12 protein-coding genes are annotated in these 14,422 nt (G+C 45.9%); all 12 read left to right on the forward strand.

Annotated elements, in window-relative coordinates:
- The first annotated feature begins 173 nt into the window (after positions 1–173).
- A complete protein-coding gene (locus RT269_RS15490) occupies positions 174–1,025 on the forward strand; it encodes a class II fructose-bisphosphate aldolase (protein ID WP_312448350.1) in 852 nt (283 codons plus the stop codon).
- A 19-nt stretch (positions 1,026–1,044) separates the two neighbouring features.
- Positions 1,045–2,553 (forward strand): xylulokinase, encoded by a 1,509-nt coding sequence (locus RT269_RS15495; RefSeq protein ID WP_312448349.1) that lies wholly within the window; start codon positions 1,045–1,047, stop codon positions 2,551–2,553.
- 10 nt (positions 2,554–2,563) lie between these two features.
- Entirely contained in the window at positions 2,564–3,613 is a 1,050-nt protein-coding gene (locus tag RT269_RS15500; protein WP_313183867.1) for a galactitol-1-phosphate 5-dehydrogenase, read from the forward strand.
- 9 nt (positions 3,614–3,622) lie between these two features.
- Positions 3,623–4,582, forward strand: a complete 960-nt coding sequence (pfkB, locus tag RT269_RS15505; protein WP_313183869.1) for a 1-phosphofructokinase — start codon at positions 3,623–3,625, stop codon at positions 4,580–4,582.
- Positions 4,560–5,441: an aldose 1-epimerase family protein gene (locus tag RT269_RS15510; protein WP_313183870.1), complete on the forward strand. Its 882-nt coding sequence runs from the start codon at positions 4,560–4,562 to the stop codon at positions 5,439–5,441. Before pfkB ends, RT269_RS15510 begins: the two co-directional genes overlap by 23 nt.
- Positions 5,442–5,474: 33 nt before the next feature.
- Positions 5,475–6,482 carry an aldo/keto reductase gene (locus tag RT269_RS15515; RefSeq protein WP_313183871.1) on the forward strand — a complete coding sequence of 336 codons (1,008 nt, stop codon included), beginning with the start codon at positions 5,475–5,477 and terminating at the stop codon, positions 6,480–6,482.
- A 152-nt stretch (positions 6,483–6,634) separates the two neighbouring features.
- Positions 6,635–7,630 carry a LacI family DNA-binding transcriptional regulator gene (locus tag RT269_RS15520; protein WP_312504053.1) on the forward strand — a complete coding sequence of 332 codons (996 nt, stop codon included), beginning with the start codon at positions 6,635–6,637 and terminating at the stop codon, positions 7,628–7,630.
- 11 nt (positions 7,631–7,641) lie between these two features.
- Positions 7,642–9,231 carry a response regulator transcription factor gene (locus RT269_RS15525; protein ID WP_313183873.1) on the forward strand — a complete coding sequence of 530 codons (1,590 nt, stop codon included), beginning with the start codon at positions 7,642–7,644 and terminating at the stop codon, positions 9,229–9,231.
- The gene (locus tag RT269_RS15530) at positions 9,224–11,008 is read left to right on the forward strand and encodes a cache domain-containing sensor histidine kinase (RefSeq protein WP_313183874.1); all 1,785 of its coding nucleotides are present in this window, start codon (positions 9,224–9,226) and stop codon (positions 11,006–11,008) included. Before RT269_RS15525 ends, RT269_RS15530 begins: the two co-directional genes overlap by 8 nt.
- The gene (locus RT269_RS15535; protein ID WP_313183876.1) at positions 10,995–11,969 is read left to right on the forward strand and encodes a substrate-binding domain-containing protein; all 975 of its coding nucleotides are present in this window, start codon (positions 10,995–10,997) and stop codon (positions 11,967–11,969) included. The genes RT269_RS15530 and RT269_RS15535 overlap by 14 nt, the downstream gene beginning before the upstream one ends.
- Before the next feature lie 196 nt (positions 11,970–12,165).
- Entirely contained in the window at positions 12,166–13,659 is a 1,494-nt protein-coding gene (locus RT269_RS15540) for a sugar ABC transporter ATP-binding protein (RefSeq protein ID WP_312448374.1), read from the forward strand.
- 17 nt (positions 13,660–13,676) lie between these two features.
- A partial coding sequence (locus RT269_RS15545; protein WP_313183878.1) for an ABC transporter permease occupies positions 13,677–14,422 on the forward strand: 746 nt, incomplete at its 3' end.

A 14,422-nucleotide genomic window follows, 5' to 3' on the forward strand; every position in this document is an offset into this window, starting at 1 on the left:
TCCTGTTTTCCGTTGCTATCACCAGTTTACCAAGAGAGGAGACCTAAGTCAAGATGTTCGAAAACACGACATTATCAGCCTTGGGTTGTCTCATAAGGCACTAATTATTTAGGGAAATATCTTTATAATTAAAGTCAGAACAAAAAAACCATCACATTTAAGGAGGAAGTACAATGGCATTAGTTACGTCGAAACAGATGCTGCTGGATGCACAGAAGGGTGGATACGCAGTAGGAGCATTTAATGTGGAAAATATGGAGATGGTAAAGGCGGTCATTGCCGCAGCTGAGGAGCTGCAGGCTCCGGTGATCCTTCAGACCACACCGTCTACTGTAAAGTATGGAACCTTGAAAACGTATCAGGCCCTGGTAGCTGCGGAGGCTGAAAAGGCCGGTATTCCGGTATGCCTCCATCTGGATCATGGAAGCAGCTTTGAGCTTGCGGTGCGGGCCATCCAGGCAGGTTATACATCGGTCATGATCGACGGCTCCCATGAGGACTTTGAACAGAATATCGCCCTTACTAAAAAGGTGGCAGAGGTTGCAAAAGCCTGCGGTGTTACGGTGGAAGCGGAGCTGGGTAAGGTGGGCGGAAAGGAAGATGATCTGGAAGCCGAGGGAGATACGAATACCGACCCGGCAGAGGCCAGGGAGTTCGTTGAACGCACGGGGGTGGATTCATTGGCAATAGCCATTGGAACGGCCCATGGATTCTATGCAGATACGCCTGTTCTGGACAAAGAAAGAGTTTCGGAGGTCAGGTCGCTGGTTTCAATCCCCCTGGTACTTCATGGTGCGTCAGGCTTAAGAGACGAGGATATCCGGGAGTGCGTGCAGAGAGGTATGTGCAAGGTGAATTTTGCAACAGAACTAAGAGTTGCCTACACAGATGCAGGTAAGAAGCTGATTGCAGAAAATCCGGATATGTTTGATCCCAAAAAACTGGGAGGCGTTGGAATGGAGGCTGTAAAGGAACTTGTAAAAAACCGCATCCTGGTATGCGGATGCGACCATAAGGCAAAATAGAAACAGGACGGAGAATGATATGGGACCATATTTATTGGGAATCGATATCGGTACAAGCGCCTGCAAGGTGGCTCTTTTTGACCAGGGAGGAAATGTTATTTCCTCTGCCAGCGAAGAATATGAGGTTTATTATCCAAAGCCAGGTTGGGCGGAGCAGAACCCGGAGGACTGGTGGACAGGGATTTGCCGCGGGATAAAAGGGGTATTGGAACAATCCAAAATCCCGGCAGGGCAAATTGCCGGAATCGGAATCGACGGGCAGAGCTGGGCGGCAGTAGCGGTTGACCGGGAAGGAAATGTTCTGGCTGATACGCCAATCTGGATGGATACCAGAGCAAACGATATCTGCAAGGAATTAAATGACAGGGTGGGAGAAAAAAGAATCTTTGAAATTTCCGGCAATTCTCTTCAGCCATCCTATACCACAGCTAAAATCATCTGGTATCAGAGAAATCTTCCTCAGGTGTATGAGCATACATATAAAATTCTCCAGTCTAACAGCTACATCGCATGTAAGCTGACTGGAAAAATGACGCAGGATGTCTCTCAGGGATACGGACTGCATTGCTTTGATATGCATACAGGTACCTGGAATCAGGAAATGTGTGAAGCGCTGGGTATCCCGGAAGGGATCCTGCCCGAGATCTATTCCTGCCATGAAGTGATCGGAACAGTGACTGACCATGCAGCGGCACAATCCGGCCTTGCTGCCGGGACTCCTGTCGTGGCCGGGGGTCTTGATGCTGCCTGCGGAACCCTTGGCGCCGGTGTGATCCATTCGGGAGAAACACAGGAACAGGGCGGGCAGGCAGGCGGAATGAGCATTTGTATGGATCAATATAAGGCAGATATGCGGCTGATTCTTGGTTACCATGTAATTCCCGGCCTGTGGCTGCTTCAGGGCGGTACAACAGGCGGCGGCGGAGTGATGCGCTGGCTAGAGCGGGAATTGGCTGATTATGAGAGAGAAGAAGGCAGGCGCTGCGGCAGAAGCTCATTGGATTTGTTTAATGATCTGGCGCAGGAAACTGCTCCGGGAAGTGATGGATTGATCTTTCTGCCTTATATGGCAGGTGAGCGCTCTCCTATCTGGAACCCAAAGGCAAAGGGTGTTTATTATGGCCTGGATTTCAGCAAGACAAAAGGGCATTTAATCCGTGCAGCCATGGAAGGCGTTGCCATGTCCTTAAAGCATAATCTGGAGGTTGCCGAGCATGCAGGCGCTAAGGTGAGTGTACTCCGGGCAATGGGAGGTTCTGCAAATTCCCTTTTATGGACACAAATCAAGTCGGATGTGACGGGAAAGCCCATTGCAGTTCCTTCTTCCGATACCGCCACCACCCTTGGCGCTGCCATTCTGGCTGGCGTAGGAGTAGGCGTCTATGGGAATTTTGAAGATGCGGTAAAGATAACAGTTAAAAATAAGCGCTACCATGTACCAAATCAGGACAATCGGGAGGTATATGACCGGAATTACCGGAATTATCTGGACATATACGATTCCTTACAGACAATTATGGAAAAGTAGGAGGATGAAAATGAAAGCGGCAGTAGTTTGTGCAAATGAAAATGTGAAATATCAGGATTATGAGGAACCGGTGGCAGGACCGGGACTGGTAAAAGTGAAAGTGAAAGCATCCGGCATATGCGGTTCTGATATACCCAGAGTACTGCATCATGGAGTCCACTATTATCCCATCGTGCTGGGACATGAATTTTCCGGTGATGTGGTGGAAGTAGGAGAGGGCGTTAAGAAAATTAAGGTCGGTGACAGAGTATCCGGAGCACCGTTGCTTCCCTGTATGAAATGTGATGATTGTCAGAATGGAAACTTTTCCCTCTGCAAGCATTATAGCTTTATCGGTTCCAGACAGCAGGGAAGTAATGCGGATTACGTCGTATTACCGGAGCAGAACGCGGTTGTGTTTGATAAGAGCATTTCCTATGAGCAGGGCGCCATGTTTGAACCATCTACTGTTGCCCTTCATGGGATTTTCCAGAATGAGTATAAGGGCGGTGAGTATGTTGCTGTTTTAGGCGGCGGAACCATAGGCATGTTTACGATGCAGTGGGCTAAAATATTTGGTTCCAGAAAAGTGGTGGTATTTGATATCAGCCATGAGCGTCTGGAGCTTGCAAAAAGGCTGGGATCCGATGAAACCGTCAACACCACAGAAGATGGCTATATGGAAAAGGCCATGGCTATCACTGATGGGAAAGGGTTTTCTTACGTATTTGAGACAGCCGGACAGATTCCCACCATGCATATGGCCTTTGAGCTGGCGGCTAATAAAGCCCATGTGTGCTTTGTAGGCACTCCCCACGAGGAACTTGAGTTTACTCCGGCCATGTGGGAAAATATGAACCGGAAGGAATTTTATCTGACCGGTTCCTGGATGTCATACAGTTCCCCATTCCCTGGAAAAGAGTGGAACCTGACTGCACACTACTTTGCGACTGGACAGCTTAAGTTCGATCCGGGTTTTATCTATAAAAAGGTTCCCATGAGCCAGGCACAGGAGGCCTTCCAGATGTTCAAGTTACCAGGCCATGTCAAGGGAAAAGTGCTGCTGGTAAATGAAGAATAGGAGGCAGCTATGATACTGACGGTGACACTGAATGCGGCAATTGATAAACGCTATGTAGTGGATGGGTTTTGCATAGGAGAAGTAAACCGGGTAAAGGAATGTACTTATACTCCTGGCGGAAAAGGACTGAATGTTTCCAAGCCGGCTGCTATTGCCGGTGCCCAAGTGGTTGCTACCGGTTTTATCGGCGGCCATGCGGGAAGCTATATTGAGGATTCATTAAAGCCATTTGGGATTAAAAGTGCATTCTGTCATTTAAAGGAGGAAAGCCGTTCCTGCATTAATATCTGGGATGAGAAAAATAAAATCCAGACAGAATTTCTGGAGCCGGGTTTTACAGTTTCAATGGAAGATTTCTGGCGGTTTACTGGGCAGTTTGAAGAATTGGCCAGACAGGCAGAGGTGGTGGCTATATCTGGAAGCGTTCCAAAAGGTCTTAATGGAACTGCATACCAGCGCCTGATAAAGATTGGAAAAGACCTTGGAAAAAAGGTGATACTGGATACCAGCGGATCGCTTCTTGAGATGGGGATAGAGGCCCGGCCAACCATGATTAAGCCAAATTTGGACGAAATCCGGATGCTGACCGGAAAGTCCTGTGACAGCCTGGATGAGATGATCCGGGCAGCCGGTGAGATCCATAGGCGTGGAGTGGAAATCGTGGCGGTTTCTCTTGGAAAAGACGGATCCTTCGTTGTTTGTGATACGGGAGTTTACCGGGCCACAGTGCCAAAGATCCATGCGGTTAATACGGTGGGGTGCGGGGATTCAATGATTGCCGGTTTTGCCCTGGGGCTTAGCCAGGGCCTGCCTGTGGAAGAAATCCTTAGAAAAGCCAGCGCTATTTCAGCAGCCGCAGCATTAAGGGAAGAAACCGGATATTACAGACTTGAGGATATGGAACGGCTGCTGCCGGAGATTGAAATATGCAGGATCGGGGGATGCAATGAATTATCAATTGGAGAATGACGATTTATGCGTGGAATTTACAACAAAAGGCGGAGGTTTGACCTCAATCAGGGACAAGAGTGGACGGGAATATTTATGGCAGGGAGACTCCCGGTATTGGAGCGGCCAGGCGCCTGTGCTGTTTCCCATCTGCGGAAGTCTGAGAGAAGACCAGGCAGTGACGGAAGATGGAACGCCGGTTCACATGCCAAGGCATGGCATTGTACGGAAGGAAGAATTTAAACTGGAATTCATTTTCAAAGACAAAATTTGTTTCTCCATTGAGGAAAATGAGTCTATGCTTGCTCAGTATCCCTATCAATTCCGTCTGTCCATCACTTATACGCTGAAGGAAAAGCAGATACAGGTAACCTATGGGATCTTGAACGGGGATACTGCAAATATGCCGTTTTTCATAGGAGGTCATCCTGCATTTAATTGTCCCCTGGACAGCGGTGAGGATTATTCCGACTATAAGATTGTTTTTGAACGGGAGGAAAATTGTACGGTTCCTGCTCCTGTGACAGAGACAGGACTGATCGATATGGGAAAAAGAACGGCCATGCTGGAAGGCAGTAATACATTACGCTTAAATAACGACCTGTTTAAAGAGGATGCAATGATCTTTGATCAGTTAAAATCCCGGAAAATACAGTACATCCACAGGCAGGAGCATAAAGGAATCCAATTGGAGTTTCCACAGTTTCCGTATCTGATTCTGTGGTCCTCGAACAACAACGGACCTTTTATTGCTATGGAGCCATGGTCCGGTCTTTCCACCTGCAGCGATGAAGACGATGTGTTGGAGCACAAGAGAAATGTATTGATTGCAGAACCAGGGCTTTTAGAAGAGTTAAGTTATACCATAACGATTTTATAATAAACAAGAAAAAATGAAGAGGAGAATAAACAGATGGGAGAATTTATTAATCCGGCAGATGTGCCGAAAGTAACACTGTATACGGGAGAGCAGATTCCCTGTGTTGGAATGGGAACCTTTGGTTCTGACCGTTTTACCCCGGAGCAGGTGTCCTCTGCGGTGGCAGGGGCAATCCGCTGCGGATACCGGATGTTTGACTGTGCCGCCTGCTACGGCAATGAGGACCAGATCGGAAAGGTATTCCAGGATGCGTTTGAGGAAGGCGTGGTGGATAGAAAAGAACTGTTTATCATGACAAAAGTGTGGAATGATATGCATGAGCGGGTAGAGGAATCCTGCATAAAGAGCATTTTAGACTTGCAGTGCGGCTATATGGACCTGTTCTTTATCCATTGGCCGTTTCCGAACTATCATGCCCCTCATTGTGATGCAGATTCCCGCAATCCGGATTCCAGACCCTTCAGCACAGAGGAATTCATCCGTACATACAGACAGTGTGAGGCTCTTGTAGAAAAAGGACTTATCCGCAACATTGGCATTTCCAATATGACCATACCGAAGCTGGAAGCAGTTTTGCCGTTGATGAAGGTTATGCCCGCCGCCTGTGAAATGGAACTTCATCCCTGCTTCCAGCAGCAGGAGCTGTTTGATTATCTTGTGGCACATAAGATTCAGCCTGTAGGCTTCATGCCCCTTGGTTCGCCTCAGCGTCCGGAACGGGATATGTGCCAGGAAGATATTGCAGACTTACAGCAGCCTGAGATGAAGAAAATCGCAGAGGCTCACGGATGCCATCCGGCCCTTATTGCACTCAAATGGGCCAGACAGAGAGGGCAGATCCCCATTCCATTTTCCATTTATGAAGCAGAGTATGTCAGCAACTTAAGAGCCATGACAGAAGATCCGCTTACAGAGGATGAGATGAAAACAATTGCAACCCTGGAGCGCAATAACCGGTTGGTAAAAGGGCAGGTGTTCCTCTGGGAAGGAGCATCAGACTGGCATGACCTGTGGGATGAGGATGGCTACATTGTAAAATAGGGAAAAGAAAGAGGAGCTGCCGGAGAGGAAGCTCCTCTTTCTTTTTGTGAGCCGTGGGGAGCATGTAATTTTGATACTGTTCTTTTTGCCGTAGATTATGTATAATGAAAAGGAAAAAGAGCGAAACGTTTCGCGGTCAGGAAAGGAAGACTATGGGCGCAACAATAAGAGACATTCAAAAGCTGACAGGGCTGTCATTGGCTACGATTTCCAAATATTTAAATGGCGGCAATGTTCTGCCGGAAAACAGGGCGGCAATCGGCAGGGCCATAGAGGAACTCCATTACGAAGTCAATGAAGTTGCCCGGGGCCTAAAAACAAGGCAGACCAGGATCGTAGGAGTCCTGCTCCATGATTTGAAAAATATTTTTGCAGGAACCATCATATCCCGGATGGAAGACATTCTCCGACAGCACGGATATGGGATGTTTCTTTGTGACTGCCGTGGAAATCCTGAATTAGAGGCGGAAGAGATACAGTTTCTCCTGGGCAAACAGGTGGATGGAATTATCACTTTTCCCACGTCTGAAAATTCCGGTTATTTAAAACCTGCCAGGGAACGGGGGATTCCTATTGTACTGATTGACCGGATTTTCGAAGATCAGGAATTTGACAGCGTGATTGTTGACAATGAAACGGCATCAAGGCTGGCGGTGGAGAAGCTGCTGGCATATGGACACCGCAGGATCGGAATGATCTGCGGGGATGAGCATTATTATACGGCCAGAAAGCGGCTTTATGGTTTTTGCGGGGCCATGGATGAACCAGGGGCAGAAGCCTGCATCCTGAAGGGAGAATTGACTGTTGGGCACGGGTATGAAGCCATGAAAAAAATGTTAAACATGAAAGAACGGCCGACAGCAGTGTTTTTAAGTAATTATGAGATTACACTTGGGGCCGTGATTGCTATGAATGAACAGAATGTTTCTTTTCCAAAGGAAATTTCCGTAATCGGGTTTGACAATATGATGCTGGCTCAGGTGGTGAAGCCTAAGCTTTGGATGATCACACAGCCCATGGAACAAATTGCTGTGAGGGCAGCTGAGATTATGATGGAACGGTTAAAGAACGGCAACTGCCGGGAACCACAGGTGGAAATACTCCAGACCATGCTGTCAGAGGGAGAGTCCATAGGAAGGATTGTTTGACGGGGGAAAACATGTATAAAGTATTGCTGGTGGATGACGAAATATTAATCCGGGAACGGATTTCTAAAAAAATCCCATGGGAGGAACTGGGCTACGAATTGGTTGGTACCTGTGAGAACGGCAGGGAGGCCATAGCATTTATTGACCGGGAACCGGTCAGCTTGATTCTCACAGATATCTGCATGCCCTATGTGGATGGGCTGGAACTTGCAAAGTATGTATATGAAAATGCCCAAAATACCAAGGTAGCAATTATTACGGGATATGAAGAATTTGAATATGCAAAAAAAGCGCTGGAATATCATGTGTTTTCCTATATATTGAAGCCTGTCACATCGGCTGAGCTGACGGAAAACTTAATGGAAATCCATAAGACTCTGGAGGATGAGAGGAATAATCAGCAGGTGCGTATCCGGTACGAAGACAGCTATCCATTGCTGGAAAACCAGTTTCTGCTTCAGCTGGCCCAGGGAAAGGTACCGGAGGAAGCCATAGGGGAAAAGCTGAGAGAATTTAAAATCAATTTTCGTGGAGACAGCTACTGTGCTGCAATTTTCTTTCCAAGAGAGCCGGTCAGCCGGATGGATTTGGAGCAAATGACGGAATTTACCAGGGCCAAATACCCGGAGGATGTTCTGGCCTTTCAAGGAAATGACGGAACCATGATTGCGTATATTAAGCGGTGCCGCAGCGACGATACGGATCATAATATGGCCCGCTTATGCCAAACGATGGTACAGGACATCAGCAGCAGATTAGGGATTGAAGTGTTCTGTCTGATGGGGATCGCTGTCATGAATTTAAACGGCTTAAATCTTTCTTATGAAAAAGCCTTGGGAATGAAGGAATACCTTTATCTGGAAAAGGAAACCCACGTATATGAATGGGATCAATACCAGAAATGCCGGTTTCAGCCAGATGCCGGATTTGAAAAAAATGACAGGGAAAAGAGATTGGTTCTTGCCGTCCAGAGCAATTTAAAGGAGGAGATACGACGGGAAGTCTCCTCGATCCGGGACGAATGCAGCGAGAAATGGCTTTCACGAACCAAGGTTGTAATTTTCTGTCAGAGCCTTATTTTGGCCGTGATGAATTCTTTGGAGCGTCTGAACATGGAGGATGCTGATCTTTTCCTAAAGGGGCAGGAGCTTCTTTCCGGCCTTTACGGATGCAGTTATATCTCTGAAATGGAAGAAAAGCTGCTGGATTTTTTTGATTCTGCGGCAGATATCATGAACAGGAACCGCAGCAGCTATGGAGAAGAACGGGCGGCAATGGCCCTTAATTATATCTCGGAGCATTATTCCGAATGCAGTCTTTCCCTTCAGGAGGTGTGCAGTAAGCTGGCGATCAGTGTCAGTTATTTCAGCTCCGCATTTAAAAATTATACCGGTATGACCTTTGTGGAGGCTCTGACAAAGGCCAGGATGGAAGCGGCTAAGGAACTGCTGAAAAACACAACCATGAAAACCTATGAGATTGCAGAACGCTGTGGGTATAGTGATTCCAATTATTTCAGTTCTATTTTTAAAAAGACTGTGGGGATTACACCCAGGGAATATGCAAAATCCGTAACCGGACAGAAGGGAAAAAATGATTAGGAAAATAAGGTTTAAAAGCATTCGTACCAGCATGATCATTTATTTCTCCTGCCTGGTTCTGCTGATTGTGACTGCATTCATGTTCTTTTCTATAAAATATACCAAAGAGAACCTGATGGAAAATTCCGAAGAGAACAGCCGCCGGTTGATTGAACAGGTAAACTTAAGCATCGAAAATTATGTAGATCATATGGAAAACATCTCTCATGTGGTTGTCAGCAACCGGGACATGCGGGAATATCTGTTTGGTGATGATGAAACCGGAGTGTGGCCTCATCTGAAGGAAGAATTCCAGACCATTCTTCAGGTGAGAAAGGATATTTACAATATTGCGATCCTTGGAAACAATGGCAGGTATTTTATCAATGGCGGAAACCGTGCGATGAATACCAGAGCACAGTTGGAAAAGAAGGAATGGTACCGGGAGGCAAAAGAGGCAGGAAGTGAAATTGTCATTTCCTCTTCCCATGTCCAGAATCTGGTGAAGGGAGATTATAAATGGGTGGTGACACTCAGCAGGGGAATCCAGAATCCCAAGACCCAAAAGGTGGAAGGACTGTTTATTCTTGATTTAAATTATGATGTGATCAATGACTTATGTGAATCAATCCATCTGGGGAATAAAGGATATGTATATATTGTGGATCAGAAAGGGGAAATCGTATACCATCCCCAGCAGCAGCTGATCTTAAGCGGGGTAAAAAATGAGCTGCTGAAAGAAGTTCTGAATCAGAAAACTGGAATCTCCTATAAAGATGAGAACGGGGAGAATAAGATTTATACCACCTTTCGCTCAGGAAAAACCGGCTGGACCATTGTAGGAGTTGTGTATACCTCTGAGCTGGTAAAAAGAGAACAGGCCATGAGAGCCATGTACATTGGCATGGCACTGGCGCTGATCGTCCTGGCAGGCGTAATTGCCATATTCCTGTCCGACAGCATAACAAAACCCATCAAGCAGCTTCAGGCAGGTATGAAGAAAGTGCAGGAGGGAAGATTTCAGCCGGTATACATTGATGCAGGAGGAGATAATGAGATTGCCAGCTTAAACCGGTCCTTTAACCGAATGACGGAACATATTGATGAATTGATGAAGAAGAATATGGCGGAACAGGTGGAAAAGCGGAAAAGCGAACTGAAAGCTTTGCAGTCACAGATCAATCCCCATTTTTTATATAATACTCTGGACTCTATCATCTGGATGATTGAAACCGATGATTCGCAGCAGGCCATAAAAATGACTTCCATATTGGCCCGGTTCTTTCGGCAGGCCATCGGGAATTCCGATGTGTTTGTCACAATCAGCCAGGAATTGGAATACACGAAAAATTATCTCTTAATTCAGCAGATGCGTTATAGGGATAAGGTAACCTTTGATATCCAGGTGAATTCGGATATACTGGAATGCCATATCATAAAACTGGTTATGCAGCCCCTTGTAGAGAATGCGCTGTATCATGGACTTAAGTATAAAGAAGGGTGCGGTCATATTTGGATCACAGGGTATCGTCTGGAAAATAAAGTTATCCTTAAGGTGATGGATGATGGAATAGGGATCGAAAAAGAGACTCTGCAGAATCTTTTCCGGAACAAAAATAAAACCGGCGGAAAACACAATGGAGTAGGGCTGGGTAATATACAGAACCGCTTAAAGCTGTATTACGGTGAGGAATATGGAATTTGGGTGGACAGCGAAAGGGAAATAGGAACGACCATTACCATTGAAATCCCCTTTCTGCTGCCGGAGCGCAAGGAGGATACAGATGAAAAAGCATAAAAATGGAATTGTTTTAGTGTTGCTTCTGTTGGCTGCTTCCTGTTTTGCCTTATCCCTGATTCGGCTGGGAGAATTCAGAGAGAATAAAAAGGTAAAGATTGTTTTTATTCCTAAGGTCATGGATGAAACAAATGATTTTTGGATGTCCATGATATCCGGCGCAAAAAGTGCGGCCAGGGAGTACCAGGCTGATATCGTCATCCTTGCTCCTCAAATTGAAAACGATTATGTAACACAGGAAAAATATATTGATGAAGCAATTAAGCTGAATCCCGATGTGATCGCATTGTCACCCATCAGATATTCGGAGATGACGGGTTCCGTATGGAAAATAAAGGAAGCCGGCATCAAACTGGTTCTGCTGGATTCCATGCTGGATGAGGATCTGGCAGAGTGCTGTGTCAGCACGGATAACATAGAGGCAGGAACCCAGATGGGCAACAAAATGCTGGATTATATGAAAGAGGATACGAAAATCGCCATTATGTCTTTTGTAAAAGCTTCTTCCACCGCCATTGAACGTGAACAGGGGGTCAGGAATGGACTAGGCAAATACGACAATCGGATTGAAACTGTATTATACAGCAATTCAGACTATGAACAGGCTTATGAGCAGACAAAGCAGCTTCTGGAAGAAAAGCCGGAAATCAATCTGATTGCCGGTTTAAATCTCTATTCCACAGTCGGAGTTGCCCGGGCCGTGCGGGAAATGGATCTGAAACATAAGATATATATTGTGGGATTTGATAATGATGTGGAGGGAATCCAGTATCTGGAAGAAGGGATCATTGATACGCTCATTGTCCAGAAACCCTTTAACATGGGTTACTTAGGAATACAAAAGGCCGTGGAAATCGCAAAGGGAAAGAAGGTAGAGAAGATCATATATTCTGAAACTGAGATCATTACGGTAGACAATATCTACACGGATGAAAACCAGAAACTGCTGTTTCCGTTTTAATCGAGAAAAAGTTTCCGTTATAACGGCATCATCAATCAAACAGAAGAAAGAAAAAGAGGAGTATTTTACGAAAAAGTAAAATATTCCTCTTTTTTTGTAAGATCCTCTATAGGAAAAAATATTGAAGAATATATAATGATAGAAGAAGGAGCGAAACGGTTCGCTCTCATAATCAGAGGAGATGGAAGGTGAAAATGTGGGCGACGTGATGCTTAGAATGAAGGGAATTGACAAGTCGTTTCCCGGTGTGCATGCACTGGATCATGTGGACCTGGAAGTGAAAAGCGGCGAGGTTCACGCGTTAATGGGTGAGAATGGTGCAGGAAAATCCACACTGATGAAAATACTTACCGGTATTTATTCAAAGGACTCCGGTACGATTGAGTTTGAAGGAAAAGAGATGGAGTTTACCACTCCAAAGGAAGCCCAGGACACAGGAATTGCCATTGTGCATCAGGAGCTTAATATGATGAATCATCTTACGGTCGCACAGAATATCTTCATTGGCCGGGAGATGATGAAGGGCGGTCTGATCGACGATTCCCAGTTGAACAGGGAGGCCAGGAAGCTGTTCGATAAACTGAACATAGATATTAACCCGGCGGAAATCATGGGGAACCTGACTGTAGGCAGGCAGCAGATGTGTGAAATTGCAAAGGCTATTTCCAGAGAAGTGAAGCTGATTGTATTTGATGAGCCCTCAGCAGCTTTGACAGAGGCAGAGATCGAGGAGCTGTTTAAAATCATCCGGGATCTACGGGCCAAAGGACTGGGAATTGTCTACATATCCCATCGGATGGATGAAATCAAAGTAATTACAGACCGGGTGACTATTATGCGTGATGGCAGTTATGTAGGAACGCTGGTCACCAGAGATTGCACCAAGGATGACATCATTAATATGATGGTAGGGCGTGTCATTTATGAGACGCCAAAGCAGGTGAGCAATGTTCCAGAGGACGCACCGGTTGTCCTTAAGGTGGAGAATCTAAATGCCGGAAGATTGGTGAAGGATGTCAGCTTTGAACTGCGTAAGGGCGAGATCCTGGGCTTTTCCGGTCTGATGGGAGCAGGAAGAACAGAGACGGCCAGAGTGATCTTTGGGGCTGATAGAAAAGAAAGCGGAGATATATTCATTAATGGAAAGAAAGCGGAGATAAAGACAACAGAGGATGCGGTAAAGCATGGAATCGGATATTTGTCTGAGGACCGCAAGCGGTTTGGCCTTGTCATCCAGAAAACCGTAGCCGAAAATGCAACTATGGCCTCCCTGCCTGATTTTACCCAGGGTCTGTTCATTGAAAAAGAAAAAGAACAGAGGGAAGCAGAACAATATGTGAAAACATTGAACATCAAGACTCCCAGCGTGAACCAGCTGGTAATGAACTTATCAGGAGGGAATCAGCAGAAGGTAGTTATTGCAAAATGGCTGATCAAAAACTGTGATATCCTGATTTTTGATGAACCGACAAGAGGAATTGATGTAGGTGCAAAAAGTGAGATCTATCATTTAATGAATGAACTGGTAAAGCAGGGAAAATCCATCATCATGATATCATCAGAAATGACAGAGATCCTTCGTATGAGTGACAGAGTCATCGTAATGTGTGAGGGACGTATCACAGGAGAGCTTCCCATTGAAGAAGTGACGCAGGAACGTATCATGACTGCGGCCACCTTGAGAAATTAATCCAGGAGGAGAAAGAGATGGAAAAACTGAAAAACAATCCGGTTGTAAAGGCAATCGGTACACAGAGACTGGTGGCATTGCTGGCACTGATTGTCATTTACGGGGTATTTGGCATAATGAATCCCCGGTTTGCCACCTACAATACCATGGTAAATATATTTGACGCATCGTATTATATCGGATTTATGGCGATTGGCATCTGCTTTGTAATTGCAACGGGCGGGATCGACCTGTCGATTGGTACTGTATTGACCATGTCAGGTCTGGTGGCCGGTTATCTGAGTGTAAACAAAGGTTTTCCAATGTGGCTGACAATCATTATCTGTATTCTCATCGGCATGATCTTTGGTGTGATAAACGGCTTGCTGGTGGCTAAAATGGGGCTGCCGCCTTTTATCGCTACCCTTGGCACGATGATGCTGTCAAAGGGAATCGGTTCCATTATCACAGGTGCCCAGTCAGTTACCTGGAAATCCGGCTCTGATCCTGAAGGCTGGTACCGCTGCCTTTTCAAGATAAAAACAGCAAGTGGACTACTGATCCCCACCGGCTTTGTACTTCTGATCGCAGCAGCCGTCATTATGGCCATCGTATTGAACAAAACGAAAACCGGCCGGTATATCCTTTCCCTTGGAAGCAATAAAGAGGCTACACGGCTATCCGGTGTTAATGTTGACAAGTATCTGATTATCGCATATATCATTAGCGGTACCTTTGCAGGAATCGCAGGACTTGCATATTCTACCATTTATTCAACCTTGCT

This window comes from Lacrimispora sp. (assembly GCF_032078915.1).
Taxonomy (GTDB): domain Bacteria; phylum Bacillota; class Clostridia; order Lachnospirales; family Lachnospiraceae; genus Lacrimispora.